Raw genomic sequence first — 26,360 nt, 5'->3', positions numbered from 1 at the left:
AACTTTATAATTGTAAAAATATACTTTTTACTTCACTTTTGTGCATTATTACTATTCAAATTCTTCTTTCAGAATTCTTTGAACATCTACAATTGTTTCTTCTTCTAAATCAGTTCTTTTTACCAATTCTGCAACACTTGTTTCTAGAACACTTCTGGCGGTATCTAAACCAATTTTTTTGAATTCTGCAATTACCCAGTCTTCAATTTCGTCAATAAATTCGGTTAACTCTACATCTTCTTCTTCTAAACCTTCTCTTTGAACGTCTATTTCATAACCCGTTAACTCACTTGCCAAACGGATGTTAACCCCACCTCTACCAATTGCTTTCGAAACTTCTTCTGGTTTTAATAACACGCTTACACGTCCTTTTTTACCATTTTTTTCTTCGTCGTACAATTTTATTTCCATGGAGGTTACCTTAGCTGGGCTCAATGCTCTTGCTATAAACAGTTGTTCGTTTTTGGTATAATTGATGACGTCTATATTCTCATTTCCTAATTCACGAACAATTCCATGAATTCTTGAACCTTTAACACCAACACAAGCTCCAACAGGATCTATTCTATCATCATAAGAATCTACCGCTACTTTAGCTTTTTCACCAGGAATTCTTGCAACCCCTTCTACTGTAATTAAACCATCAAAAACCTCTGGAATTTCTTGTTCAAATAATTTATTTAAAAATGTTGGTGAAGTTCTAGATAAAATAATTGCTGGTTTATTTCCTCGTAACTCAACAGTTTTAATAACACCTCTTACAGAATCTCCTTTTCTAAAGAAATCAGATCTAATTTGTTCGCTCTTTGGTAATACAATTTCATTACCATCATCATCTAATAAAATAATAGCATTATGACGTATATGGTGCACTTCTGCTGTATATAATTCGCCTTCTAAATCTTTAAAATGTTTAAAGATATTTGTACTATCGTGCTCATAAATTTTAGAAATTAAGTTTTGACGCAATGCCAAAATAGCTCTTCTTCCTAGATCTACTAATTTTACTTCTTCAGATACATCTTCACCTATTTCAAAATCTGGTTCAATTAATCTTGCTTCGGATAACTCAATCTCTTCATTATCATCTTCAGAAAAACCATCTGCCACCACCACTCTATTTCTCCAAATCTCTAAATCTCCTTTATCTGGATTGATAATAATATCAAAATTATCATCAGAGCCAAATTTACGTTTTAAAGTAGCTCTAAAAACCTCCTCTAAAATAGACATTAGTGTAACTCTGTCTATACTTTTATTATCTTTAAATTCTGAAAACGAATCAATTAACGCTATATTTTCCATTACATCTTTTACTTAAAATACAATCTTCACTTTGGCTTCTTTAATATCTTTGTATGATATTGTCGCTGTCTTCTCTACAGTAACTTTCCCTTTGCCTATGGGTTTTGGTTCTCGAGCTTTCCAACTTAATACAATTTCTTCCTCAGCTGCCTCTACTAAAGTACCTTCTAATTCCTCTTCCGCTATTTTAACCTTTAGAATTCTGTTGATATTTTTAACATACTGTCTCTTCAATTTTAAAGGATGCGAAATATCTGGCGTAGAAACTTCTAGTGAAAAATCTTCTTCCTCCCTATCAAGATTAGCATCAACAGCTTTACTTATCCGAATACATTCACTCAAGGGAACTCCATGATCACCATCTACAGTAATCTGAACTTTGTTGTTTTCAGAGATCACTAAATCAATTAAAAATAATGATTCATTTTCTGCTAAAGCCTCGTTCACTAACTGTTTTACTTTAATTTGATCCATTTTAAAATCTTACAAAATTCTCAAAAAAAATTGCTTTTGAGTATAAAAAGAGGGGACTTTAAGTCCCCTCAATTATCAATTTACTCTTAAATTCTGTGCAAATATACTAAATGTTTATTACTTAGCAAATTTAAATATATTCAATTATTTCCTTATATTTGTATTCCTTATAAAGCTTAATATTCGAAGCAGATGAAAAAAATTTTAGTCCCCGTTGATTTTTCAGAAAAATCTGAATTTGCAGCTAAAATGGCAAACGATATTGCTCAAAAATATGATAGCGCCATTTACTTAATACACTTGATAGAATTACCATCAGGAATTACCGGCAGAGCCGAAGTGGGTAATTATAGCATTCCAGAAAGTATGCTGTTTTTAAGAAAAATAAGACAGCGCATGCAAGAATTTAAAGAAACCTTTTTTTATGAAAACCTTGAAGTTTACTATGCAATAAAATTACAAAACCCTTATGAAGGCATCTTGAAGTATGCTGATAAAATGGGTGCAGATATGATTGTGATGGGGTCTAAAGGGCACTCTACTTTCGAAGAAATATTTATTGGCTCAAATACAGAAAAAGTTGTTAGATCTTCTAAAACACCTGTGCTTGTTGTTAAAAAGGACAACGACAAATTAAAAATGAAAGAATTAGTTTTTGCTTCTAACTTTAAAATTACGGAGGATAAAGAAGTTTTTAAAAAGTTCTTAGATTTTGCAAATCATTTTAAAAGTAATATTCATTTATTAAAAATAAACACGACTTTAAATTTTGAGAGCACTCATGAAGCTACAAAGAAAGTAAAAAATTACATTGCAGACTTTGACTTGCCAAAACATTCAATTAATATTTACAATGATTTATCTGTTGAAAAAGGTATTTTACATTTCGCTGAAGAAATTAATGCAGATTTAATTGCCATAGGAACAAACAATAGAAGTGGATTGTCGCATTTATTTTCTGCAAGCGTTACAAAAAACTTATCTAGTCACGCTTTAAAACCTATTTTAACGATAAAAGTTTAAGATTTGAAATTTAGGATGCTTGGAGTTTTAAAACATCATTTTATTTAAAAAATATATACACTACTTTTCACCATTATTTTTTTATCCGCCTATAATACGTATGATGATTTAGGACAAGAAACAGCTACCGACTGGCCAAAACAAACTGTTTTTTCCTTTAAAGCTAACCGGGTTTTTAACACAGACTTTTTATAATACATAGGCGTTACTTGCAAAGCTAGTCCGCAAATAGTGAGTAATTGGTTTTTCTCTGGAAATTCTCAATAATAGGGAGGAAAGCACCAAGGGTACAGTTAGAGATTTACTATTTATTTTTTCTGAAAACAATACTAAATTTACCCTTACGGAAGCTGACACCAATGGCCAGGTGATTATATTTACTTTTGTGAAAATTATTTAACCTCTTATACTCTGCTCAAAAGGAATTCTATTTACAATACTTCTACCCAAAGTAATTTCATCTGCATATTTTAAATCATCACCAACTGCAATTCCTCCTGCAATTAGAGGACTGGATTATCATATTTATTTCCTTCAAGCGTAACTAAATCTTTATCAAAAAAAAAAGCGTTAAAACCAATTTTGACTATTAAAGTTTAAAATTTTAACCAAATATTCAAAACTCAAAAAATAATTTTTCGTTATTGATGAAAGCCTGCTTTTTAAATGGGCTTTAATTATGATTTTAAAGTTTAAATATATAAATTACACTAATTTCAATAATAATAATAATAATAATAATAATAATCATTGTTGTCCGATAAAAGATAAAAAGACCGCTTTCGCTGTTAGAATCAAGAACAAAGACTTGATTTTAACTAACTGAAAAACAATATTATTACGATTTTAAATTTTTCGATACATCATAAATTCTAAAGCGGTTTTAAAAGCAAGGTATACTACTTTAAAGGCTCTTGAAAATCAATACGATCAATACTTTAAAACACTTTAGCTAATTTTAATCGGACAACACTAAATAATAATAATAATAATAATAATAATAATAGATAATTATAGTTCACTATTTTTTTTTTAAAACTATCTTGCGAACTAACCCTTAAATAAATTTAATGAAAAAAATTATCTATTTACTTACCATTATTATTGGTCTATCTTCTTGTTCATCAAGTGATGATGATGACACTACTCTTGCTAAAGATAGTCTTATTGGAACTTGGCAATTAACTTCCAGCAAAGAAGCAGGTGTAGAAACGTCAACTGAATGCACAAGAAAAAACACACTTACTTTTTTAGAAAACAGCAATGCTTCTGTTTTAGGGTTTTATGAAGAAGACAATGTTTGCGAAAGCGAATCTGGAACTTTTACTTGGGTAAGCAATGGCAACTCTAATTACACTTTTAATTTTGGTGGTGGTAATACCGAAACTTATGGAATTACTTTTTCACAAAACAACACAGTGTTTAGTGTTACTATAGATACTAATGAAGTTGAAACATATCAAAAAAATTAAAATTTCAAAAAGCTCACTTTTTAAGTGAGCTTTTTTTTAGGCTTTTAAAGATTGAGAAAAAGGAATTCGATTTACAATACTTCTACCCAAAGTAATTTCATCTGCATATTCTAATTCATCACCTACAGAAATTCCTCGTGCAATGGTAGAGGTTGTAATCTCAAATTTTTCTATTTGCTTGTAAATATAAAAATTGGTAGTATCACCTTCCATGGTTGAACTTAACGCAAAAATAAGTTCTTTTGTTTCGCCTTTTTCAATTTTGTTTATTAAAGATTCTATTTGCAGGTTTTGAGGTCCAATGCCTTCAATAGGAGAAATTTTACCACCCAAAACATGATACAGACCTTTATATTGAGAAGTACTCTCAATGGCCATTACATCTCTAATATCTTCTACAACACAAACAATTTCCGAATTTCTTCTAGGATTTTGGCAAATATCACACAAAATGGTATCAGAAATATTATGACATTTTTCACAGGTTTTTATATCATTTCTTAAGTGTAATAGCGCTTCAGATAAAAACGTTGTATTCTCTTTTGGTTGCTTTAACAAATGTAACACCAAACGCAACGCTGTTCGTTTACCAATTCCGGGTAATCGTGACATTTCATTTACTGCGTTTTCTAATATTTTTGATGAAAAATCCATGGGCACAAAAGTACAATTTTTGACAAGTGATTTACAATTTTATTCTCCTAAAAAATTCTATATTCGTAGCTTAAAATCTTTAAAGAATTCATGCAACCCATCCATATTTTATTATTAATTATCAGTTATTTTTCAGTGTTAATGTTTATTTCTTATCTCACCGGAAAATCTGCTGATAACAATACTTTTTTTAAAGCAAATAACTCTTCTCCCTGGTATTTAGTGGCATTTGGTATGATTGGCGCCTCGCTCTCTGGCGTTACGTTTATATCGGTTCCTGGTTGGGTAGAAGCGCAAAGTATGAGTTATATGCAAATGGTCTTTGGCTATATTGTTGGCTATGCTGTTATTGGTTTGGTGTTATTACCGCTTTATTATCGGTTAAATTTAACCTCTATATACACCTATTTACAAGACCGTTTTGGTAACTATTCTTATAAAACTGGAGCAAGTTTCTTTTTATTATCAAGAACTATTGGCGCCGCTTTTAGACTCTTTTTAGTGGCTAATGTATTGCAATTATTATTATTTGATGCTTATGGAATTCCGTTTTGGGCAACCGTAACGATTACTATTTTATTAATTTGGCTGTACACTTTTAAAGGTGGTATAAAAACGATTGTTTGGACAGATACTTTGCAGACCTTATTTATGCTGATTGCTGTTGGTGTTTGTATTTACACCATTTCTTCTGAGATGGAAATCAGTAATATATTTTCTTATGTTGCAGACAGCAAACTTTCTAAAACCTTCTTTTTTGAGGATGTGAAAACAGGAAATTATTTTTGGAAACGCTTTTTAGCAGGTGCTTTTATAGCCATTGTAATGACGGGTTTAGACCAAGATATGATGCAAAAAAACCTAACCTGTAAAAATTTAAAAGACGCTCAAAAAAATATGTTTTGGTTTACCATTGTTTTGGTTATTGTAAATTTTTTCTTTTTGGCTTTAGGAGTTTTATTAACCGATTATGCTCAAAAAAACGGAATTGACGCACACAAGGATCAACTCTTTCCAGAAATTGCTGGCAAGGGAACTTTAGGCTTAACAGCGGCCATTTTCTTTTTATTAGGTTTAATTGCTGCTGCCTATTCGAGTGCGGATTCTGCATTAACCTCTTTAACAACCTCTTTTAGTATTGATATTTTAGAAATAGACAAAAAGAAAGACGTTCTAAATCAAGAAAAAATTAGAAAGCAAATTCATGTAGTATTTTCCTTGGTCTTAATAGGGACCATTTTAATCTTCAAATATTTTATTGCAGATGAAAGTGTCATTGCTAATATTTTTAAAGCTGCTGGTTACACTTATGGTCCTTTGTTAGGTTTATATGGCTTCGGGTTGTTTACAAAATTAAAAGTTAAAGATAAACTTGTTCCGCTAATTTGCATCCTAGCTCCTATCTTAACTTTTTTAATCAGCTATTATAGTTTTATAATTTATAATTTTGATTTTGGCTTTTTTGTACTCGTTTTAAATGGATTCTTAACCTTTATCGGACTCTTTATTTGTAAGAAAAAATAGCATTTAAAAATCTATTCATTAATGCATTGAGGATTGAATCTCAATAACCAACTCAGCTTTGTAAAAAGCACTTATTTTATAGAACTATAATTTTAGAAATCGCTCAAAAAGCAAAAAGAACATTTTTAATAATTTGATAATAAGAATGGTGAAAGCTGAAAAAATAGATCAAAGTAAAATTATATGTTCCTAACTACTGACCTTAAAAACTTAATTTACTTTTACTAAAATAAAAAAACCCAGAGCAAGTCTGGTTTTTTTTTTCAGTATTTTAAAGTGCAGCGCCAATGCAAAGATTGGGTGGGCACTGTAGCGTACAAAAATATTATATATTAACTATAAACCAAATATTATACCACACTACAACAATAGGTTTACAGCGTGTTTGTATACCTTTCCAACTAACCCAATTGCTTTACCTACTTTCCCTGATAACCCTCCTAAATTTCCTTGCGGAATTTTGCCTATTACTATCTAAAATAATACTCCGAACTTATTGGAGGCTAAAATAGCAACGATACTAATTTCTTTTTTTGTTGAAACCACATAAGGCATATACTATTTAGTCTATTTTTTTAACTACTAATAGCTACTTTTTAATTGTAGGTCTGTCAACTTTTATTGGAGGTCTTTGTTCTTAAAACCTTTGTAGAAACCTACCATAAAATCTACAAACCACTTTACGATTAAAAACACAAACCATAGTATTGAAATAGTAGCGTGCCAAATAAATTTAACGATATTAATAGTTATCGTAAAAATAATATAAATGATTTGAAGCATCGCTGCGTTTTTGCCACGAACCTGAACACCTGCCAATTTAAAACTAGAATAATTGGGTTTTAATACATTATAAGCACCTCTTTTATTTTTAACAGAAGTGCTAACTCCTGTTTTAGAAATATTAAAATTTAAAGGACCACTATTATATCTGCCAATAAATTGAAAATTACCATTTTGAAACCCCATTCTAGCACCTTTAAAAAGTCTCTTATGAAGCCTTAAACCGTGATTCGTATTTATGGTAGCACTATACCCATCTTTAGAAACTGTTTTTGTTGCTGCTATACCGCCTGTTCTTGAAACACGAATATTTTTATCGCGAAGCGCTATTCTTTTTCTTGGTTTTGTATCTTTATTTGGCATTAATTCAACTTTATATTTCTATAACAATAAAAGGGTAACACTTTAAAAACCTTTCGATTCTAAACAATATAAATGCATACCTTATTTACTTTATATCGTATCTAAACCTAACTCTTTTAAATAGCCATTATGCTCTGCCAATGCTTCTGCTGATTTGGTTTCTACTTCTGCTATTTTATTATTTACTTCCTTTAGATTTATTATAGGTTCTGGTTTTGCTGTGCTTACATATCTAGAAATATTGAGGTTATAATCGTTTTTCTCAATTTCTGTAACTATTCAGCGGAAGTTTGTTAATTATTAACAATTTTAGTTAGATTTTCAATAGATTCTTAAGGTTTAGTAAAAAAGCACTGTTTTATTCACATTGGTTGATAAGTCAATGATTGTATTTTTGGCTAACTTTTGGTCATTATTATTTAGTTGCCGACCTTAGATAAAACAACTATTTTTGACCGATAAAGAGATTATAAAACAACTATTAAGAGATTTTGAGATTCTAAAAAAAGAGAATATTGCACTACGTTTGCGTATTGTAGAATTAGAAAACAAACTCTCAAAATACGAAAACCCTAAAAATAGTGGTAATAGTAGTGTTGCTCCTTCGCAAGATCCGTATCGGAAAACAAAAAGTTTGCGAGCCAAATCCAATAAGCTTCAAGGCGGTCAAAAAGGACATCAGGGAAGTAAATTAGAAATGGTTGCTACACCAGATACTACCGTAATTCACGATATTAGCCAATGCAATTGCTGCGGAAATAACTTACCAAAGAGCAGCGAGATTTATGATGCCCGACAAATTTTTGATTTGCCGCCTATAAAAATACAAGTCACAGAACATAGAGCAATACAGAAAACCTGTAGGGTTTGTGGTACTCAAAATACAGCAAAGTTTCCAGAAGGAGTTACCCAAAAAACTCAATATGGAAACAACCTAAAATCGCTCTGTGTCTATCTCCAAAATTATCAAATGTTACCGTATGCACGCTGTAAAGAATTCATTGCAGATTTAACAGGTCACAGCATGTCTACAGGTAGTTTGTCTAATTTTCAAGAGGTCTGTGTTACTCGGTTAGAGGGATATGAGCAAGAGATAAAAAAGCAATTATTACAGAGCCCCATATTAAATGCCGATGAAACAGGTATTCGTCTAAACGGAAAAATATCTTGGATGCATGTAATCAGTAATAAAAGTATCAGTTATTTTGCACATCATTTAAACAGAGGCAGACAGGCGATGGATGAAATTGGGTTATTGGCACTTTATAAAGGCACCCTAATTCATGATCGATTTAGTAGCTATTTTGGGTATGGCTGTGAACACAGTCTTTGCAATGCCCATATTTTAAGAGATCTTATTTATGTAGAAGAAGCCTTTAATGCCACTTGGGCAAAACAAATTAAAGAATTACTTCTTGATGCTAAAAAAATGAAAGAGAAAAATCCAAATCTAAAAGCATCCTATTATTCCAAAATATTTAAAAAGTATGTCAACATCATTAGACCTGTGATAAAAAAATACGATAAAAAGTATACAAAAACTGATCAAGAGCGATTAGCTTTTGCTTTAGAAAAACACAAATATCTAATTCTTAAATTTATCGAGAAAGCTGAAATTCCTTTTGATAATAATCAAGCCGAAAGAGATCTCAGGATGATTAAAGTCAAGCAAAAAGTGTCTGGTTGTTTTAGAGCTCAAACGCATGCAAGTTACTTTGCCTGCATTAGAGGATACATAACCACACTCAAGAAAAATAAGGAAAATGTGCTTGAAAATATTCGAAATGCTTTTCTGAAAAATCCTTTTATTACTGTTTGGGCTGAATAGTTACAAGGTTTATAATGAAGATTTACATGGTACTGTTCCGCTACCAACAATAAGAGATGGATTGATTTTTCTTTTTGAATGGTATCAGTTTAAATCTCCTCAAAAATATAATAATCCAGAAACCCCTATAGAAGAATTGGTTTCGCTATTGAAGGAACAGGAACAAATCTATACCGAACATTTTGGTGTACCCACTGCACCAATGATAGACGAAATGTTAAATGGCTATGGTTACATGAATATGCAAATGGGACAACCTAAGAAGGCGTTCATGTTTTTTGAAATGAACATCAAAAAAAATCCAAAAAGTGCAAATGCCTATGATTCGATGGCTGAGTATTATGAATCTCAAAACGACAAAAAGAATGCCTTAAAATACTTAAACAAGGCCTTTGAATTAAGTGGTAAAGATTACTATAAAGAAAGGATTGAAGCTCTAAATAAAAAATAACGAAAGGCTAACACCATGTATAATTAATTGCTAGGTCACTGCCGACTTACGAAAATACCGCTGGAATTTTCTATCTGTGATTTGTTTGCTAACTTTAACGCTTAACCGCGCAACTATCCATACGCATCAACGTTGGCATTAATTTTAAAAAACATTGTAACCTCTCTTGATCTCTATCGTCTAATAACAAACTTAAAATATTAATATTAAAACAAAATAATCTAAATGTCTAAAAATAAGTCACATTATTTGCAATTAATAACAAAAAAAAATAAATCAAAAAAAATAAAACAACTGATTCCATCGCTTCTAATTGCGTTGACTTTTATGTCCTGTGGAAAGAACGTAGAAAATAAGTCTGAAATGAGAACAATAGATGTACAAACTTCTATGGATGAAACCGCTCAATCTATGTTAAGTGACTCAACCATTACTTCTGTATCCATAGGTATTTTAAAGGATGGTATAGCATATACTTCTCATTATGGCGAATTGGATTCCGGAAAAGGAAATACTCCGAATGATGAAACGATATATGAAATTGCATCGGTAACTAAAACCATAACAGGAACCTTGGTCGCACAAGCTGTAGTGGACGGAAAGTTAAATTTAGATGACGATATCCGAAAATATTTGAAGGATGACTATCCAAATTTTCAGTATAAAAATAAAGTCATCACGATTAAAGACTTAGTAACGCATACAAGTCGTTTGCCCGCTAACATACCAGGTTTTGAAGATGCATTCAAAAAAGGAGGCAACAATTGGCTTAAATTTGGTCAAGAAGTTGAGAAGGCTATGAAGAATTATAATAAGGAAAAGTTTTTCGATCAATTGAAAAATGCTGTGCTTGATACCATTCCAGGTGTTATTTACGAGTACAACAACTTAGCGCCTAACTTAATGGCTCATGTTCTTGAAAATGTGTATCAAAAATCATTCGACGAATTACTTAATGAGTTCATATTCGAAAAAAATGGGATGACCAGTACAAAGATGAGGCTATCTGAAGATGAACAAATTCGATTAGCCAACGGCTATGATGGGAAGGGAAATAGGATGCCTTACTCGCCTGTTTCAACGTGGGGAGCTGACGGGGGTCTAAAATCTACAACTGCTGACCTTGTTAAATATATGGAATTACACTTAGATACAACCAACGCAGCTGCAGTAGAATCACACAGGCTTAATTTTACTGTTCATTCAAATTTTTCATTAGGGTATTATTGGAATATAGGAAATAATGACGATGGAACTATCCATTATAGCCACCATGGAGGAGGAATGGGTATGCAAAATGTATTTTATGTTTATCCCGCATACAATATGGCTGTATCTATCATCACAAACGCCAGTACACAGGTTACAGGCGACTTACTTCATCGCGCCGCTAGGAGACTTTCGAATGATTTAAAACCGAATGGAAAAAAATCAATAGAAGAGGAAATTAGAGCTAAAACAATGCAAAATGTAGATGAAGGGATTGCTTTATATCATCAACTAAAGAAAGATAATATAGATGCATATGATTTTGAAAATCAAAATGCATTGAACAATCTTGGATATGAATTATTATCAAAAAACAAAGTAGAAGAAGCAATAAAAATATTTACATTATTGGTTTCCGAATTTCCAAAATTCCCGAATCCTTACGATAGTCTTGGAGAAGCTTATTTTATAAATAAGGAATATGAATTAGCTCTAAAAAACTACAAGATATCTTTGGAGTTAAATCCAAACAATACAACTGCTGATGAAATGATTGATAAAATTGAAAAAATAATTCAATAAAAGCACACAACAATGGCTATAGTTAATACTGGTTTTGTGTTTAATCCAAAAAGTAACAGCTTATTTTCAGCGCTACTTTTCATATACGAGACCGTAACCAAAATACTATGAAAAACAAAATAAGTATAATTATCATATTACTTAGCATCAACTATGCTTTCGCACAGAATGACAGTATTGATAGTTTTATAGAATCTCAAATGACTTTGAGAAAAATACCTGGCTTACAGCTGGCCATTGTAAAAAACAATGAATTAGTTAAAGTAAAAAGTTATGGGCTTGCTAATATAGAAGACTCCATAGCTGTAGATAATGAAACAGTATTTTCGATTAATTCAATTACAAAAGCCTTTGTTGGAGTGTCAGTAATGCAACTCGTTGAACAAGGTAAAATTGACTTAAATGCTGAAATCAGTACGTATATATCTGATTTACCCAATACATGGAAATCCCTTACATTAAAACAACTATTCACTCATACTTCTGGGCTGCCTCATATTTTGAGCGATGATGTTGGAGGTTTAATTTCTGAGCAAGGGATAGAAGCATCATGGGAATTGGCTAAAACACTTCCTATGTCATTCGAGCCAAACACTAAATTTGAATACAATCAACTTGGTTATGCACTTATTGGAATGATTATAGATAAAGTAAGTGGTGAGCCCTTTACTGATTATATTATAGAAAATCAATTTCGAAAAGTAGGTATGAAAAGGACGGAAGAAGCTGGTTTTTCAAATCTCAATAATGTAATTCCTCATTCGGCTAGACGGTACACTTATTATTATGGTCCAAATATTTCAAATATTAAACCGGCAATTTTCCCTACAATACTTCAAGCAACTGCAGGAATGGGTTCAACAGCAACAGAAATAGCCAATTGGGTTATTGCTTTACAAGCGGGCGGGCTCTTGAGTCAACAATTAAGTCTTGAAGTACTTTGGACTCCGGCAACTCTAACTAATGGTAAAACCCAAGGGTTTAATGATTTATTAAACGGTTATGCTTTAGGGTGGCCGGTGGCTAATCGTTCAGAACACCCGGCTGCTGCCCCTGCTGGAGGAAATCGAGCAGCATTTTTTGTTTACCCGAATGATAGTTTATCAATTGTTGTCTTGACTAACTTAATGGGAGGTCTTCCTTCAAAATTTATTGATGAAATAGCTGGTTTTTATATTCCAGAGATGAAAGTGGAAAATGGCTTTGGTTTACCTGCCTCAATTAAAATATTGTGCAAGGAATTAGAATTGAAAGGATACGAAAAAGCAATTTCGATTGCAGAAAAACTACAAAATAAGGAAGAAATAAAATTTAGCGAAGCTAACTTAAACAATTGGGGCTATAAATTGATTGCAATAAATAAAATTGAAAAAGCACTAGAAATATTCAAATTGAATGTTGATTTTTTCCCTGAAAGTGGAAACACATTCGATAGTTTAGCAGAAACTTATGCTTTATTAGGAATGAACTCTGAAGCAATAAAAAATTATGAAATTGCATTGAAATTAAATCCATCCAATTCAAATGCTGAAAATCAAATAAAAAAGTTTAAAAAGAGTTTGCAAAATTAACTGCACACACAATGGCTATAAGTAATTGCTTGTTCTTACTTACTTCTGAAAATCCTCGCGGATTTTCAGTTTGGTGTGTAATTGCAAAGTTAAGTGCTAACCCACGCAACTACTCATAGCCGAGACCGTTGTAAAACACTTGATATATGCTGTAATATACTACAGATATGTTCGTCCTATTGTTTTCATCCATCTTAAAACAAAATCGAAAAATGAAAAAAATACTATTTCCTGTAATTGTAATTATTAGCTTATTCACTTCTTGCAAAGAGACCAATCAGGATGAAAATATTCTAAAAAACAGAATTAAATCTTATCTAAGAGAATGTGAAGAAAATGGAGTTTCTGGTAGTATATTAGTTGCTCAAGAAGAGGAAATACTTTACTCAGGAGGGCTAGGAATAAGTGACCGAAAAAAGAAAACTCCAACTAACGAAGAAACCGTTTTCACAATAGGCTCAATTACAAAACAGTTTACTGCTACTGCAATTTTGAAGTTACAAGAAGAAGGTAAATTGTCTGTAAAAGATTCTTTGCCAAGTTTCTTTGATAATGTTCCTGTTGATAAGAAAAAAATTACCATTCACCAATTACTTACTCATGCTTCAGGAATTTTGGGAAACCTTCCTGGCGGTGGTGATTTTACCCCTATTGGAAAAGAAGAGTTTTTAACAAAAGTTTTTCATTCAACTTTAGATTTTACTCCAGGTAGTTCATATAACTACTCAAATGTTGGATACACTTTATTAACGATAATCATTGAACGAATAACCCAACAAGATTATGAGGTTTACTTAAATGAAGTTTTCTTTAAAAAAGCAGGAATGGAAAACACAGGATACATACTGCCCAATTGGAACAAAAACAATATTTCACGTGCTTACAAATGCGAAGAAGATAGAGGGACACATTTAGAGAAATGGAAAATAAACTCAAATAAAATATCATATCATCAAAAAGGAAATGGTGGAATTCTATCTACTCCATTAGATATGTACAAATGGTATACTGCTTTAAAAGAGCATAAGTTTATTAACGAAGAATCGACTACACTTTTGACGGAACCGCATTCATTGATAAATAAAGGTGAGTATTATGGATATGGGTGGTTTATTTTTAATAGCGATAGAAATACAAAAAGAATTGCCCATAGTGGTTATAATGGGGTTAATTACTCCAACTTCATCAGACTCCCTGAGGAAAAAAATACTGTTATCATTTACATGACCAGTCTTGTTAGGTATGATACACGTAGGATTGGTAGAGAAATAGAAAAATTAATCTTTGATGAAAACTATGAACCTATCGTTCCTAAAATGAACAGCACTAAATATGGTGCAGGTGAAGAACCTAATAAAAATATGGCTGTTATTAACAAATTTTTATCTGTCTTATTGAAAACAGACACTATGCAAACCATAGAAATCTTTATGAAAACTCACATTCCTGATATTAGTAAACACACGCGTTTTAGAGATTATTTTAATGCAATGCAAAAGGAATTTACAGATTACAAGTTAGTATACACATTAGAATATGAAGACGATACTTATGATATACTATTAGAATCAAAACAAGGTGTAATTGAAGAATTAACTCCATGCTTTGACCTAAAATTCAATGAACAGAATCAAATTACAGCTTTTGGTTGGTGATTTAAAAACGTTTTACTACAATGTATAACCGCAATTACGGTGGATTCGACTACGTCCCAATCCACTCGGAATTGCTAAAGTTTGTGCTAAACCGAAAATTAATGCATGTTAACCCGTAACTGACGGTTATACGAAACCGTTAGCCTTCATTATTGAACTCACTCAAAAAACAAGAAATTACCATGAAGAGATTTTGCTTATTAATATTATTATCGATTTTTCTAAATATTCAAGCGAATTGTCAAACAACTAATAATTCGAACTTTAATTATATTCACCAATATGTTGAATCTGAGCAATTAAAAGATAGTGTGAAATTAGTAATTAGTCTACCCGAAGATTATACTAATTCTAAAGAAAAGTATCCGGTAGTTTATGTATTAGATGGGAAATGGTTTTTCTCTCAAGGAGTTACCTCTCAAACACATTTTTCTCGTTTTAAAATGACACCAAATTTAATAATTGTTGGTATTGAAAACGCTGTAAATCAACGTGGATGGTACACTAGAGAATCTAAAAAGTTCAATCAGTTTTTAGAAAAAGAACTAATACCTTCTATAAATAAAAAATTTAGGACAGCTGATGAGCGTTTACTATTTGGCTGGGAAGCTTCTGGAGGATTTGTAATTGATGTTTTGGGTGCAACACCCCATTTATTTACTGGATATTTAGCTGCAAGTCCAGTTCCATTAGATAAAACATTTAACGAGAGCTATCAGTATCGTTATGAAGCATTAGAGTCTTTACTGAAATCAAATAACAAATTAAATGCATCTCTATTTTTCACTACAGGAAAATCTGACTACCCTGCTCAATATGGAGTAGATAACTTAGTCAAATTACTAAATGAAAATCATCTAGAAAACTTCCAATGGACTTACAAAAAACTTAGTGAAGAGACTCATCCTACAACAGCCTTTAAAACCATTCATAAAGGAATTGAATCCAATTTTGAATATTATCCTGTATTGCGTTTTAGTACAACTGAAGAATATATTTCAAATGGAGAAAATCAGTATTTAGAGTCGTATTATGAGAAAAGAAAAGTTAAATATCATTTTTCAGAGGAAAGAAATACAACGGATTATCTATACTCATGCAAAAGCATAGTTTTCACGGCTATGACAGATGAAAACTATGATGCTTTCAATCGTTATATTAAAGATTTTTTACCAAAAGATATGCTAAGTATTACACATTATAATCACGCAAGTATGTTTGCTACGTTTTATTTAAAAAACAACAATACTAAAATGGCAATGATGCTAATGAGTTATTATATCGATAAATTTCCTGAAGCAGCAAGACCATATAATATCTTAGGAAATGTTTATAAACAAATGGATGACAAAAAGAACGCTAAGAAATACTATCAAAAAGCAGTTGATTTAGGAACTAAAAATGTTGATAGAAGATTAAGTGAATACAAGAATAGTCTAAAGCAACTGTAAGTATAGATTTTTAAAACGAACTCTACAAAAAAACGAAATGGTAATAACGTGTATAAAAAATAGCAGAATGAGTGCAAGTTTTGATAATTTGTACTTTTCTGGACTTCCTAGTAATTTTGTGAATAATTTTCTTAGGCCGCTTTGTTAAAAATTCCTTTTAATTTTAATTCCATTTCTAAAGGGGTTAAATACCCTAAAGAAGAGTGTAATCTTTCAGTATTATACCAATCAATATAGTCTTCAATAGATTTATATAATTGATTGTAAGAAGTAAATTTGAACCTGTACAGCCATTCGTGTTTAATGGTCTTAAAAAAGCTTTCAGCCACAACGTTCCTTTTTTATCAAAAACTACGTTTTTATTCTTAATCTCAAATCCTTTCTACTCATAGATTGTGTTATTTTATTATTGAAAGAAAATAGATTTGTAATCTTATTAGAGGCATATTGTACGCCTCTATCTGAATGAAAAATGAAGCCTGCCTTAATCTGTCTTTTATTTCTAGCTAAATACCATGCATTAACAATGGTGCTCTGAGCTGTCTTATCTTCGCTTAAAGTCCAACTTACCACTTTTCTATCTGCTAAATCTATGATAGTGGTTAGGTAGTTCCAGTTGTCATTCACTCTAATATAAGTAATATCTGAAATCCATTTCTCTCCAATTTGTAAACTTTCAAAGTCTCTGTTTAAGACGTTTTCTGCTATTAGAAAAGCGTGGTTTGAAGCTGTTGTTGCCACAAATTTGCGTTTTAAAACACTTTTTAATCCCATTTCTTTCATAAGTAATCCTATATAAGATCTACAATATGCAAGCCCTTCTCGTTCTAGCTTTTTTTGAATGCGATGGCTTTCATATATTTCTCTACTACCTTCAAAAATAGCTTTAATCCGTTTTTTTAGATACTCCTTGGGAGTTTCAGCAAGACCTGAATCTTTGTTTTTAAGCCAATGATAATAGGCGTTTTTGCTAACTATCATACATGTACACATCTTGGAGTGTCTACCTTTGATGTGACGATTTTTTAGAGTCCTCAAATCCACAACAAGATTAAACGATTAATTATTGAACTTTTTTTATAGTTATTATTCTTTTAAATTTAAATTTTACCGTGTTTTCCATAAAAATAGCATAATTGAAGGGGGTGATTTATCAAAACTAGATTACTATTTAACATGCTATTTCTGTTAAATTACATATTTCTAAACGGCTAAAATGCGTTTAAGTTAAATCACTGATTATAAGTCACTTAAGTTTGTGGAATAAATGTAGTTATCCCTTTAAAGTCAGTTGGTTACATTTTTAAATCAAATTTTTAAATCAAAATAGGGTTTATCAGAGAACAATCTAAGCTTGTATTGTCTTGCTTCATAAATCCACTGACCTGCTACAGCTATAAATTTAAAAACAAAACGTTTTAATCGAGAGGTGGGCTTTAAATCCTCAAATTTCTCTGACACAATATTTATGAAATACGTATAGAAATTTTTAATCATTGCCGTAATTATCATGAAAGTACCGTTCTGATCCAAAAAGGAAAAGGGTAAACGTTTCCATCCAAAATCATTATTCATTACATCAAACACCTTTTCGACTTTGCCTCGTTGATTGTAGTATTCAATCACCTCTTTCTCGCTAGAATCCCAGTCATTTGTTAAGATAGTCCTGTATTTCATATGGTCTTTTGTAAACAAATCTATTTGTGTCGAGTTTGATTTTTCTCTCATAATTACTAGACGATAATTACGTTCTTGATGAAATTGCTTGAATGGTATCGAGGCTACTTCGTATTTTTTATAGTTCAGCTCTATCTCTTGCCAATTTTCAACCTCCATGATCTGCTCAAATACAGTGGTGCTTTTATTTGCTCTTATGTAAAACAACTGGCTGTTTTTATCCACAATATCAATTATTTCTTTGGAATAGGAGCCTGCATCCATGCGAGAACGATGTATCTTTATTGATTCAGATTCTAGTAATTGGTATGCACGTTCTAAAGTCTGAGCTTGTTCGAATTTTACATTGGCATTACCATCACGATTTTCAATATAAACAATTTTATCTCCTATGGTTGCCACACCTGGCAGATAGCCTTTACACTTTTTATAGGTTGTTTTTGCATCGTAATTTGAGTTTTTAATAATTTGGTTATCGTAATCAAAATCGTATGATTTTCCTGCTTTTAGCTGTTGGGTTAACAGCAAACTCTTCAGGTTTAACCGATTCATTTGAGTATTGATATTGAAATTATAAGTAACGCCATTCTTTGAAGTGAATTTCGTATTTGCTACGGTCAATTTAGTTATACCGCGGATTACAGTTGTAGGGCTAGGAACATTGTTGTGAGGAATGTCCTTTAGGTGTTTTCCAAAACTTGTATTTAAATCCTCTATAACATCACCGCCACTCATAAACACGCTGGTTAAACTTTTGAAAATGTCACTATACTGATAACCAACGGTTTTTACACGTTTACCCAAGGTTGAATCAATAAGATTGGCAATCCCAGATGTTTTAAAAGATTCGTTTACAAAAGATATTCCTGCAAAAGGAGTGATTGTTTTGTTGCTTTTTATTACCTTCATACCAATATTCACATTTTTTTAAAATGTAGGAATCTTAAAAATACGTGATATTTTTTTAATGTCAAAACAGTAAGGGATATATCTCCCTTACTGGATTTGACTAAGGTTGGTCTAATCTGTCTGCGGATTTAAGGGAGTATGGAATCTTGTTTGAACTTGTCATTTTACAAATATAAGATTTAGATACTTTTAAATAATCTACCAATTCCTTTACATCCATAATTTTTGGATATGTCGCAATGCTATTTTTATTACCAATAATTCAATTTAGATTTTCATATAAAGCCTCAATACGTTCTAATTTTTGATTTATAATTTCGAAAGAGTTTTCTATAATTTTACTTTTTATCAACCAAAATTAGAAAAATAAATTACAATTAATTAGTTTATACATTCAAATCACAGAAGAAATAGTAAATTATTTATAAGAAAAATAAAAAAATGAAGAGAATTTTAAAACCCACAACTGTCAACTCCACTGTCAACTCAAAAAATAAACCCTTGAAAATCATTTGATTAACAAGGGTTTTGCGGAGAAAGAGGGTGTTGAACCTCTTTATATTATATATGATAATCAGTTATTTACAAATTTTATTTGAAAAGTGACACCGATTTAGACCCCTATTTTTACCTACTAAAAAACACTAAATTGTATAATATAAAGATAACAAAAATTGAAACTATTTCAAAGTAATTTTTATAGAAACTATACTAATAAATGAACTGGTATTTAAAAATGTTAGTTTGAGTTTTGAAATGAATTGTGTGAAGTTTACCTCTTTAGTGTTTTAGCCTAAAATCAAGTGGGAAACTTGTTCATATTTTATGCCTGTGTACTCACAAAACTCATCAATAGTTAGGAACTCTTTGGTAGTTTTATTGAGCTCTATTTTAATTTTATGCACCAATCTAACGCTTTGACGATAACTTTTACCAGTAATGATCTGAACGTCTTTTGGATAGATGCATACTCTTTGCATCTCTTTTTTCATATACTATCTATACTTTTACTATGGTGTTGTCTTACACCATCAATATACTGATTTTTAGCCAACTTATTCCCACTATTAATGACGCTGTTTGCCATTTGTACCATTGAGTGACATCTAGAACAACCCCTTCTTTTTTTATTGATCAAAACCTCTAATATTTGAGTGTATAATCATTAAAAATTAGAAATTATGGCAAGACAAAAAGGAATTATTAAACTAAAAGGTACTATTGGAGATATTACTTTTTACAAAACAAAAGATGGTCATTTGGCCAGAGAAAAAGGAGGCGTAGACGCTCAAAGAATTGCAAATGATCCTGCGTTTCAAAGAACCCGAGAAAATGGTTCTGAATTTGGAAGAGCAGGAAAAGCTGGTAAAGTGTTGCGAGTTGCATTGCGTTTGCTTCTATTAAATGCATCTGACAATAGAGTGGTAAGTAGATTACATCAATCTATGGTGAAAGTAATACAAGCAGATACTGTAAGTATTCGTGGATTGAGAAATGTTATTGATGGCGAAGCAGAATTATTGACTGGATTTGAATTCAATATTAATGGGAAACTAGGTTCTAGTTTGTTTGCTGCCTTCACCTCTACTATAGATCGTGTCGCAGGAACTTTGGATATTGATATCCCTACTTTTATTCCAAGTAATATGATTGCTGCTCCAGGTGGAACCACTCATTTTAAAGTCATTTCTGGAGGGGCAGAAATTGATTTTGAAAATGAAACTTCTGTGGTGGCAACTTCAGAAACTGGCATTTTACCTTGGGATGCTACTGCTACAGCTGTCATCAACTTAAGTAATGCTGTGACTGCAAATAGTACACATCCGTTGTTTTTAGCATTGGGTATTGAATTTTATCAAGAAGTAAATGGGCAAATGTATCCTTTGAAAAATGGAGCTTACAATGCGCTTTCTTTGGTAAAAGTTGATGGAGGTGTGTAATGATTTTGGTCTTACACAGAACTTATTTTCCTGAAGGGACACAAGGAATACTTCTTTGGAATGGGCAGTTGATTTGTTATACGATTGAGCTACCATGGATCCAAAATGAACAAAATATTTCTTGTGTTCCTGAAGGATTGTACAATTTACAGAAACGTTACAGTCAAAAATTTCAACATCATATACATTTACAAGATGTACCTGGTAGAAGTTTGATTTTATTGCATCCAGCAAATGATGCCATCAAAGAATTAGAAGGCTGTATTGCACCTGTATCTTATCATACAGGGATTGGAAAAGGAAATTTGTCAAGAAAAGCATTCCATAAATTAACGAGTTTGGTATTACCAGTACTTGCTAAAAATACACCCGTGCAATTGCGAATTACCTCTTCCCTATCCTATTTTAAAAGTCAATTATTCATTTAAACTATTTTATTATGAACATTCAAGAACGTGCAAAAGCACCCACACCTAAATTTTTTAGAGTTTTAAGAACCATTGGTTTGTCTTTATTAGCAGTTAGTGGAAGTCTTTTGGCTGCCCCCATTACATTGCCAGCTGCAGTAATCACTGTTGCAGGATATGTTGCGGTTGCTGGAGGTGTCATTTCTGCTGTGAGTCAAGTTACAGTTGCCGAAGAAATAGAATCAAAAAATAATACTAAAAAGGATCAAGGACCATGAGAACAGACCTTCACTTAAAAGTTGGAACTGCATCTGGTACCCTGTTAAGTATTAGTCCAGGAATATTTACACAAGATATTTTAAAAACTATTATTTTAGCAGTGATTGGAGCTACTGTTAGTTTTATGGTTTCCTATTCCTTAAAAAAAATTACTAAGCGTAAAAAATAAGTCCAGTTTTGATTTGGTAACCTTTACTGGATTGAAAAGTCCGATCTTCTGATCGGACTTTTTTTGTGCTTAATGTTCTAATTTACAATATCTTAGAAGAACAGATTTGAGCTCTTGAATAGCTTTTAGTTTGTTTTGAAAAACGACCTCTAATTCTTCTACTTTTTTAAGTGCTTTTAGCTTGGTTTCAAAATCTTTTTGACCAAAATACTTGCTATTTTTGATCAATAAATTTTTAACATCTGCAATATAAATAAAAGGGATTACAGACCCTTTTAGATAGAAACGATAGCATTTAGCCTCTAAAAGCATATACGATAGATGAAATAGAGCCTCTTTTTGTTCTACGCTTTCTGTAGATACAACAAAAGAATTTCTTACTGGAGCCGTAAATGGCTTTCCAGAATTTAGTCCTTTGTTCAATATAAAAAAATGAGGTTTGTGATAGATGCGCCCTGGTTGGTGGGTCTTGATTTGAAAAGTTGACATAGGTATCCAATTTAAAATTATGCTTCGCTACGCTTCGCACATAATTTTTTTGGAACTAAAAAGAGATATGCCTATGAAAAGTGCCTTTGGAAAGGCTGTCAAGGTTTTTGAATAAAAGTTTTTTTTATAAAAATGTTTATTTAAAAAGAAAAAGGCTATTAAAAAAAGTTTTATTTAAAACCCGTAGGGCTTGACCTTTATAGCCTTTTAGCGTTGGATGGAGCAAGGCACTTATATTTGCTATCTTTTTTTATTTTATCCTATAATTGAAAGGAATACTTTACGGGTCGTATTTACCTTTATATTAAAAACGAGGGTAATTTTCATTAAAAATTACTCTTGTTCGTATAAAATTGGTGATTTTCTAAGCCTACATTATATTTAAAAGCATATAAAATAATATTATTTTATTAATTTATATCTAAAAACATATAAATTAGTATATTTGCTATTATTTATATCTAAAAGCATATAATGAAGTTATTGTCAGAATTTGTAAAAAAACGCAGAAAAGAAGTAAACCTAACCCAAGAAGAGTTTGCAGAACGCGCAGGAGTTGCTTTAACAGTAGTGCGTAAAATAGAACAAGGTAAAACCAATTTGAACTTAGAAAAAGTGAATTTGGTTTTGGCTATGTTTGGCCATGAACTAGCACCCGTAGAAAGAAAAAATATAGACGATGAGACAAGGTAAGGTATATTACAAAGAAATTTTGGCAGGTACGATTACAGAAACCGACGAAGGAGATTATGTTTTTGCTTATGGTGCAGTCTATGTTGAAAAGCATCCAGAAGCATTTATTACTTTTAGTATGCCAGTGAGAACAGCACCTTATATCAATAATCGCTTGTTCGCTTTTTTTGAAGGATTGATCCCAGAAGGATGGTTATTAAACGTAGCTACTAAAAACTGGAAGATTAAACAAAATGACAGAATGGGCTTACTGTTGGCTTGTTGCCAAAACTGTATAGGCGCTGTAAGTGTTGAACCTATAAAAGAGCCTCATGAAAACTAAAAAACATTGTTTGTATTGTTATGAAGCCTTAGTAAATGAAATTGATTTTCATGAAAGATGTGCTTTGGAATTCTTTGGGACTACTACCCCACCAGAACTCCCATATGGTATTACAGAAATGGATGCTTTGGCTAAAGATGTAATCTCTAGAAGTATTGCTGTACCAGGAGTGCAACCGAAACTATCGATGTCTTTGGATACCAACAATACTACAAAAGAAACACCAAGACTTACTGTAGTTGGAGCTTTGGGAGGTAATTACATCTTTAAACCACCTTCCTTAGAATTTAAAGAAATGCCAGAAAACGAGCATTTGACCATGCGTATTGCAGAAGCATTTGGTATTAACGTAGTGCCTTCTAGTTTGATACGATTGACATCAGGAGAGTTATCGTATATCACCAAACGTATTGATAGAACCCTTGAAGGAGATAAAATACATATGATTGATTTTTTTCAAATTACAGAAGCTTTTGACAAGTATAAAAGTTCTATGGAAAAAATAGGTAAAGCCATTGGGCAGTATTCGAGTAATACACAATTGGATAAAATTTTCTTTTTTGAATTGGCCTTGTTTAGTTTTTTAACAGGTAATAATGATATGCATTTGAAGAATTTTTCTATGATTGAAGGAATTTCTGGTTGGACATTGGCCCCAGCCTATGATTTATTGAATGTGACTATTGTATTGCCAGAGGACACAGAAGAACTTGCTTTGACCTTAGCAGGAAAAAAAAGTAATCTAAAAAAAGAACATTTTGAACAATTAGGCATTGACTTGGATTTAACAGACAAACAAATTAAAGGCGTTTTTAAACGTATATTAAAAAATAAACTGAAAGCAATACAACTGATCAATACTTCTTTTTTATCGAATGAAATGAAAACAGCTTACAAAACTGTTTTAGAAATTAGATACCAACGCATTGAATAATTCAAACTAACTTTCAGGGGAAAAGCGCGTAGGTAGAGGTAATTAGTGATGTTGTCGTATTGGAAAAATAAAGAAAGAACGTTTTTTTTTCAAAACGTTCTTTTTTTATGCGCAGTGTTGAGGTGGTTGAATGGAATGAGAGAAAGGAAACCGAAGTTGCTGGATGAAAGGAAGCATTGAGGTGAATTGATAGAATGGAGTGAAACTACCGCAGACACATGGCAAACATTACTAATTGCTGGAACCTACACCTTTGAAAGGGTGGTGGGGAAAGTGGACTAAAATCTATTGGTTAGTGAAATGAAACAAACAAAGACTTGAGATAAGGAATACTTGGACTTAGCGATGGTTTTGTGCAGCTTGAATGAGATAAGTAATAGATTTTACTTACGAATTTGAGCTATGAAAGTAAGGCTTTACATTTAATATTCTTTGAACAAGAACACTAATTATTAAACTGCTAAAATGATATTGATAATAACTATTTGAGCGTTGGAAAGCTGCTATTTTACATAATGGCGTTATAGACCCTGTAGTTTACGAAAGAGGACTATAACTGCGCATTATGTAACTTAGCTTTGAAGAATTTTGTGTTTTGAGGAAATAATAACCGATAAAGAACTATATGATCTTTATTAAAAAAAATGCTTTATAGAGTTCATGGTCTTTTTAATTATTGAATTTCTACATTCTAAGGTTTAGGAAACTTGATCCATTTTTTTTTATTATTTATACATTTATTAATTAAAAAATTATTTCAAACTTTTAATCATTTCAAGGAATTTTGATTTATCCACTTTTCCAACAGCATAATCAATCACTTTTCCTGAAGGATAAATAAAAATGGTTGTTGGTGTTGCACCGATATTATATTGCTTTACTAGCGCTTGAGAATTCGGATCATCAATATTAATTTCTAGAGATATAATTTTCTCATCCATAGCTTTCTTAACTTCATCATCAGCAAAAACTTGACGTTTCATTATTTTACAAGGAGAGCACCATGTCCCTGTAAAGAATATCATGATATTTTTGTCTGAATTGACAGCAAGCTTTTGTGCGGACTCAATGTCATTTGTCCAAGTTATATCGTTGGATGACGCATAGAATGAATACCAAGCATACCAAAGCGAAACAACAAGAAAAGTGAGCCAAAAAAATTGCCAAAATGGGTGAGATTTACGTTTAACAACCTTGGGTGCATTGTTTGATGTGTTTTCAGAGTGATTCATTTGTTTGTATTTTTAATGTGATATTTGTTTTTTTTACAGGTTAATACTTTGGAAAATTAAAATTACCAAGCCGTAAAACCTAAGAGGTAAGTTGATTTATAATTGTTCCTTCAATCCTTTTTTCCAAAAGTAAATTCCAAAAATGCAGGTAACAATTGCAAACATAATTCCGTTTTCGCCAAGCCATTGCTCTGTTCCTTCAACTTTTATAGTTAGAGGTGGCATTATTTTTTGAATGTATACATTACTGACTGCATGAAAAATTACTGCTGGCCATAGACTTTTAGACTTAAACGTGTAATAAGTCATGATAAATGACATAGAAACAATTACGATAGTGAACGTTGTAAATTCTAATAGGACATTGTTACTATAGTAAACTAGCAATGGCCAATGCCAAAAAGACCATATCAATCCGCTAAAAATTGATACACCAGTAAATGAAAGAACCTTTCTTAATTCATAGATAAAAAATCCTCGCCATCCAATTTCTTCCCCTAATGTTGTTGCAGAGGCTCTAATAACCTCTATAGTTGCTAACAACATAATAGCTATGATCGTTATTGATGTTGGGTTTAAAGTGCCTATGCCAAATAAGCCAAGTTCTTTTCCCCATTCAGTAATGGCTTCGCTATTGGCTAAATTTCCAAAACCGAAAATCCAAATAAGCACATAAGTGATTATACCATATAAGGCAGGAACAATATAAGACCATCGGATATATTTCCAATTTCCCCAATTCCAATGTAGCGATGAAATATTACGACCTTTTATTTTTAGGGTAATAAATGCAGCAATTGCAGGACACCACATGATAGCTCCAACATATATTCGTGATGGATATAAATTAACTATGGCATAATGAAAAGGTGAAGTAAGAAGAATAACGATTGCAAGAAATAGAAAGATTGTTTTCCAAGTTTTATTTCTTTCTATGGATCTTTCTTGAATTTGTGTTTTCATG

The 26,360-nt window shown here is 31.6% G+C and carries 25 protein-coding genes and 2 pseudogenes; 16 read left to right on the top strand and 11 right to left on the bottom strand.

What is annotated here, in order from left to right; genetic code table 11:
- Positions 1-51 precede the first annotated feature (51 nt).
- Both nusA and rimP read right to left on the bottom strand, forming a co-directional pair.
- A complete protein-coding gene (gene nusA, locus K8354_RS03735) occupies positions 52-1,305 on the bottom strand; it encodes a transcription termination factor NusA (protein WP_223445465.1) in 1,254 nt (417 codons plus the stop codon).
- 12 nt (positions 1,306-1,317) lie between these two features.
- Positions 1,318-1,779, bottom strand: a complete 462-nt coding sequence (gene rimP, locus K8354_RS03730) for a ribosome assembly cofactor RimP (RefSeq protein ID WP_223445464.1) — start codon at positions 1,777-1,779, stop codon at positions 1,318-1,320.
- Positions 1,780-1,971: 192 nt separating this feature from the next.
- Between rimP and K8354_RS03725 the strand changes: the two genes are divergently transcribed.
- Positions 1,972-2,802 (top strand): universal stress protein, encoded by an 831-nt coding sequence (locus tag K8354_RS03725; RefSeq protein ID WP_223445462.1) that lies wholly within the window; start codon positions 1,972-1,974, stop codon positions 2,800-2,802.
- Positions 2,803-3,198: 396 nt separating this feature from the next.
- Here the strand turns inward: K8354_RS03725 and K8354_RS03720 are convergent.
- A pseudogene (locus tag K8354_RS03720) lies at positions 3,199-3,306 on the bottom strand (recombination mediator RecR); the annotation flags it as partial.
- Positions 3,307-3,872: 566 nt separating this feature from the next.
- On the opposite strand from K8354_RS03720, the gene K8354_RS03715 reads away from it, so the two are divergent.
- Positions 3,873-4,274, top strand: a complete 402-nt coding sequence (locus K8354_RS03715) for a lipocalin family protein (protein ID WP_223445460.1) — start codon at positions 3,873-3,875, stop codon at positions 4,272-4,274.
- Positions 4,275-4,310: 36 nt separating this feature from the next.
- Here the strand turns inward: K8354_RS03715 and recR are convergent, their stop codons facing one another.
- Positions 4,311-4,928: a recombination mediator RecR gene (recR, locus tag K8354_RS03710; protein ID WP_223445458.1), complete on the bottom strand. Its 618-nt coding sequence runs from the start codon at positions 4,926-4,928 to the stop codon at positions 4,311-4,313.
- A 90-nt stretch (positions 4,929-5,018) separates the two neighbouring features.
- Between recR and K8354_RS03705 the strand changes: the two genes are divergently transcribed.
- A complete protein-coding gene (locus K8354_RS03705) occupies positions 5,019-6,452 on the top strand; it encodes a sodium:solute symporter (RefSeq protein ID WP_223445456.1) in 1,434 nt (477 codons plus the stop codon).
- Positions 6,453-7,070: 618 nt separating this feature from the next.
- Here K8354_RS03705 and K8354_RS03695 read toward each other — a convergent pair.
- Complete coding sequence (locus K8354_RS03695; RefSeq protein ID WP_223445454.1) at positions 7,071-7,598, bottom strand: hypothetical protein; 528 nt, start codon at positions 7,596-7,598, stop codon at positions 7,071-7,073.
- A gap of 451 nt (positions 7,599-8,049) precedes the next feature.
- On the opposite strand from K8354_RS03695, the gene tnpC reads away from it, so the two are divergent.
- From tnpC to K8354_RS03665, 6 genes are all read left to right on the top strand, one after another.
- The gene (tnpC, locus tag K8354_RS03690; RefSeq protein ID WP_223445452.1) at positions 8,050-9,426 is read left to right on the top strand and encodes an IS66 family transposase; all 1,377 of its coding nucleotides are present in this window, start codon (positions 8,050-8,052) and stop codon (positions 9,424-9,426) included.
- Positions 9,427-9,487: 61 nt separating this feature from the next.
- Positions 9,488-9,877 (top strand): tetratricopeptide repeat protein, encoded by a 390-nt coding sequence (locus K8354_RS03685; RefSeq protein ID WP_223445450.1) that lies wholly within the window; start codon positions 9,488-9,490, stop codon positions 9,875-9,877.
- Positions 9,878-10,240: 363 nt separating this feature from the next.
- Positions 10,241-11,668 carry a serine hydrolase gene (locus K8354_RS03680; RefSeq protein WP_223445448.1) on the top strand — a complete coding sequence of 476 codons (1,428 nt, stop codon included), beginning with the start codon at positions 10,241-10,243 and terminating at the stop codon, positions 11,666-11,668.
- A gap of 107 nt (positions 11,669-11,775) precedes the next feature.
- Positions 11,776-13,239, top strand: coding sequence for a serine hydrolase domain-containing protein (locus tag K8354_RS03675; protein ID WP_223445446.1), 1,464 nt, complete (start codon positions 11,776-11,778; stop codon positions 13,237-13,239).
- A 212-nt stretch (positions 13,240-13,451) separates the two neighbouring features.
- Positions 13,452-14,894, top strand: coding sequence for a serine hydrolase domain-containing protein (locus tag K8354_RS03670; RefSeq protein ID WP_223445444.1), 1,443 nt, complete (start codon positions 13,452-13,454; stop codon positions 14,892-14,894).
- A 182-nt stretch (positions 14,895-15,076) separates the two neighbouring features.
- Positions 15,077-16,345 carry an alpha/beta hydrolase-fold protein gene (locus K8354_RS03665; RefSeq protein ID WP_223445442.1) on the top strand — a complete coding sequence of 423 codons (1,269 nt, stop codon included), beginning with the start codon at positions 15,077-15,079 and terminating at the stop codon, positions 16,343-16,345.
- Positions 16,346-16,476: 131 nt separating this feature from the next.
- Here K8354_RS03665 and K8354_RS03660 read toward each other — a convergent pair.
- From K8354_RS03660 to K8354_RS03650, 3 genes and pseudogenes are all read right to left on the bottom strand, one after another.
- Positions 16,477-17,341 (bottom strand): annotated as a pseudogene (locus tag K8354_RS03660) (IS3 family transposase); the annotation flags it as partial.
- 312 nt (positions 17,342-17,653) lie between these two features.
- Positions 17,654-18,931 (bottom strand): IS1380 family transposase, encoded by a 1,278-nt coding sequence (locus tag K8354_RS03655; protein ID WP_223445440.1) that lies wholly within the window; start codon positions 18,929-18,931, stop codon positions 17,654-17,656.
- A 788-nt stretch (positions 18,932-19,719) separates the two neighbouring features.
- Entirely contained in the window at positions 19,720-19,911 is a 192-nt protein-coding gene (locus K8354_RS03650) for a hypothetical protein (RefSeq protein ID WP_223445438.1), read from the bottom strand.
- Positions 19,912-20,112: 201 nt separating this feature from the next.
- On the opposite strand from K8354_RS03650, the gene K8354_RS03645 reads away from it, so the two are divergent.
- Genes K8354_RS03645 through K8354_RS03630 form a run of 4 tightly spaced genes read left to right on the top strand, consistent with a single transcriptional unit; the run spans position 20,113 to position 21,726 of the window.
- Complete coding sequence (locus tag K8354_RS03645; RefSeq protein WP_053975124.1) at positions 20,113-20,871, top strand: hypothetical protein; 759 nt, start codon at positions 20,113-20,115, stop codon at positions 20,869-20,871.
- Positions 20,871-21,299: a DUF5675 family protein gene (locus tag K8354_RS03640; protein ID WP_053975125.1), complete on the top strand. Its 429-nt coding sequence runs from the start codon at positions 20,871-20,873 to the stop codon at positions 21,297-21,299. The genes K8354_RS03645 and K8354_RS03640 overlap by 1 nt, the downstream gene beginning before the upstream one ends.
- A gap of 11 nt (positions 21,300-21,310) precedes the next feature.
- On the top strand, positions 21,311-21,556 hold the full coding sequence (locus tag K8354_RS03635; protein WP_053975126.1) for a hypothetical protein: 246 nt from the start codon (positions 21,311-21,313) through the stop codon (positions 21,554-21,556).
- Complete coding sequence (locus K8354_RS03630; RefSeq protein ID WP_176966505.1) at positions 21,553-21,726, top strand: hypothetical protein; 174 nt, start codon at positions 21,553-21,555, stop codon at positions 21,724-21,726. Before K8354_RS03635 ends, K8354_RS03630 begins: the two co-directional genes overlap by 4 nt.
- A gap of 69 nt (positions 21,727-21,795) precedes the next feature.
- Here the strand turns inward: K8354_RS03630 and K8354_RS03625 are convergent, their stop codons facing one another.
- Entirely contained in the window at positions 21,796-22,215 is a 420-nt protein-coding gene (locus tag K8354_RS03625; RefSeq protein ID WP_053975127.1) for a DUF6943 family protein, read from the bottom strand.
- Between the two features lie 474 nt (positions 22,216-22,689).
- Here K8354_RS03625 and K8354_RS03620 point away from each other — a divergent pair, with 474 nt between their 5' ends.
- The 3 genes from K8354_RS03620 to K8354_RS03610 are packed head-to-tail and all read left to right on the top strand — an operon-like array spanning position 22,690 to position 24,164.
- Positions 22,690-22,908, top strand: a complete 219-nt coding sequence (locus K8354_RS03620) for a helix-turn-helix domain-containing protein (protein ID WP_053975128.1) — start codon at positions 22,690-22,692, stop codon at positions 22,906-22,908.
- On the top strand, positions 22,895-23,230 hold the full coding sequence (locus tag K8354_RS03615; protein ID WP_053975129.1) for a HipA N-terminal domain-containing protein: 336 nt from the start codon (positions 22,895-22,897) through the stop codon (positions 23,228-23,230). The genes K8354_RS03620 and K8354_RS03615 overlap by 14 nt, the downstream gene beginning before the upstream one ends.
- Positions 23,220-24,164, top strand: coding sequence for a HipA domain-containing protein (locus K8354_RS03610; RefSeq protein ID WP_053975130.1), 945 nt, complete (start codon positions 23,220-23,222; stop codon positions 24,162-24,164). The genes K8354_RS03615 and K8354_RS03610 overlap by 11 nt, the downstream gene beginning before the upstream one ends.
- A 752-nt stretch (positions 24,165-24,916) precedes the next feature.
- Here the strand turns inward: K8354_RS03610 and K8354_RS03605 are convergent.
- Together K8354_RS03605 and K8354_RS03600 are read right to left on the bottom strand one after the other, a co-directional pair.
- The gene (locus tag K8354_RS03605; RefSeq protein ID WP_053975131.1) at positions 24,917-25,396 is read right to left on the bottom strand and encodes a thioredoxin family protein; all 480 of its coding nucleotides are present in this window, start codon (positions 25,394-25,396) and stop codon (positions 24,917-24,919) included.
- A gap of 96 nt (positions 25,397-25,492) precedes the next feature.
- On the bottom strand, positions 25,493-26,359 hold the full coding sequence (locus K8354_RS03600) for a CPBP family intramembrane glutamic endopeptidase (protein ID WP_053975132.1): 867 nt from the start codon (positions 26,357-26,359) through the stop codon (positions 25,493-25,495).
- Position 26,360: the final 1 nt, after the last annotated feature.

The sequence above is a fragment of the Polaribacter litorisediminis genome, assembly GCF_019968605.1.
Lineage (GTDB): Bacteria > Bacteroidota > Bacteroidia > Flavobacteriales > Flavobacteriaceae > Polaribacter > Polaribacter litorisediminis.
Note: the sequence above shows the minus strand (reverse complement) of the source record. Positions and strands in the feature narration are given on the sequence as shown.

What these genes read in the sequence shown, in the direction of transcription:
- nusA (WP_223445465.1), bottom strand. Translation starts at nt 1,305, where the DNA reads ATGGAAAATATAGCGTTAATTGATTCGTTTTCAGAATTTAAAGATAAT.
- K8354_RS03625 (WP_053975127.1), bottom strand. Translation starts at nt 22,215, where the DNA reads ATGTCAACTTTTCAAATCAAGACCCACCAACCAGGGCGCATCTATCAC.
- K8354_RS03610 (WP_053975130.1), top strand. Translation starts at nt 23,220, where the DNA reads ATGAAAACTAAAAAACATTGTTTGTATTGTTATGAAGCCTTAGTAAAT.
- K8354_RS03650 (WP_223445438.1), bottom strand. Translation starts at nt 19,911, where the DNA reads ATGCAAAGAGTATGCATCTATCCAAAAGACGTTCAGATCATTACTGGT.
- K8354_RS03600 (WP_053975132.1), bottom strand. Translation starts at nt 26,359, where the DNA reads ATGAAAACACAAATTCAAGAAAGATCCATAGAAAGAAATAAAACTTGG.
- K8354_RS03680 (WP_223445448.1), top strand. Translation starts at nt 10,241, where the DNA reads ATGAGAACAATAGATGTACAAACTTCTATGGATGAAACCGCTCAATCT.
- K8354_RS03615 (WP_053975129.1), top strand. Translation starts at nt 22,895, where the DNA reads ATGAGACAAGGTAAGGTATATTACAAAGAAATTTTGGCAGGTACGATT.
- K8354_RS03620 (WP_053975128.1), top strand. Translation starts at nt 22,690, where the DNA reads ATGAAGTTATTGTCAGAATTTGTAAAAAAACGCAGAAAAGAAGTAAAC.
- K8354_RS03640 (WP_053975125.1), top strand. Translation starts at nt 20,871, where the DNA reads ATGATTTTGGTCTTACACAGAACTTATTTTCCTGAAGGGACACAAGGA.
- K8354_RS03725 (WP_223445462.1), top strand. Translation starts at nt 1,972, where the DNA reads ATGAAAAAAATTTTAGTCCCCGTTGATTTTTCAGAAAAATCTGAATTT.
- K8354_RS03645 (WP_053975124.1), top strand. Translation starts at nt 20,113, where the DNA reads ATGGCAAGACAAAAAGGAATTATTAAACTAAAAGGTACTATTGGAGAT.
- K8354_RS03665 (WP_223445442.1), top strand. Translation starts at nt 15,077, where the DNA reads ATGAAGAGATTTTGCTTATTAATATTATTATCGATTTTTCTAAATATT.
- K8354_RS03695 (WP_223445454.1), bottom strand. Translation starts at nt 7,598, where the DNA reads ATGCCAAATAAAGATACAAAACCAAGAAAAAGAATAGCGCTTCGCGAT.
- K8354_RS03675 (WP_223445446.1), top strand. Translation starts at nt 11,776, where the DNA reads ATGAAAAACAAAATAAGTATAATTATCATATTACTTAGCATCAACTAT.
- K8354_RS03635 (WP_053975126.1), top strand. Translation starts at nt 21,311, where the DNA reads ATGAACATTCAAGAACGTGCAAAAGCACCCACACCTAAATTTTTTAGA.
- recR (WP_223445458.1), bottom strand. Translation starts at nt 4,928, where the DNA reads ATGGATTTTTCATCAAAAATATTAGAAAACGCAGTAAATGAAATGTCA.
- rimP (WP_223445464.1), bottom strand. Translation starts at nt 1,779, where the DNA reads ATGGATCAAATTAAAGTAAAACAGTTAGTGAACGAGGCTTTAGCAGAA.
- K8354_RS03670 (WP_223445444.1), top strand. Translation starts at nt 13,452, where the DNA reads ATGAAAAAAATACTATTTCCTGTAATTGTAATTATTAGCTTATTCACT.
- K8354_RS03630 (WP_176966505.1), top strand. Translation starts at nt 21,553, where the DNA reads ATGAGAACAGACCTTCACTTAAAAGTTGGAACTGCATCTGGTACCCTG.
- K8354_RS03655 (WP_223445440.1), bottom strand. Translation starts at nt 18,931, where the DNA reads ATGAAGGTAATAAAAAGCAACAAAACAATCACTCCTTTTGCAGGAATA.
- K8354_RS03705 (WP_223445456.1), top strand. Translation starts at nt 5,019, where the DNA reads ATGCAACCCATCCATATTTTATTATTAATTATCAGTTATTTTTCAGTG.
- K8354_RS03605 (WP_053975131.1), bottom strand. Translation starts at nt 25,396, where the DNA reads ATGAATCACTCTGAAAACACATCAAACAATGCACCCAAGGTTGTTAAA.
- K8354_RS03715 (WP_223445460.1), top strand. Translation starts at nt 3,873, where the DNA reads ATGAAAAAAATTATCTATTTACTTACCATTATTATTGGTCTATCTTCT.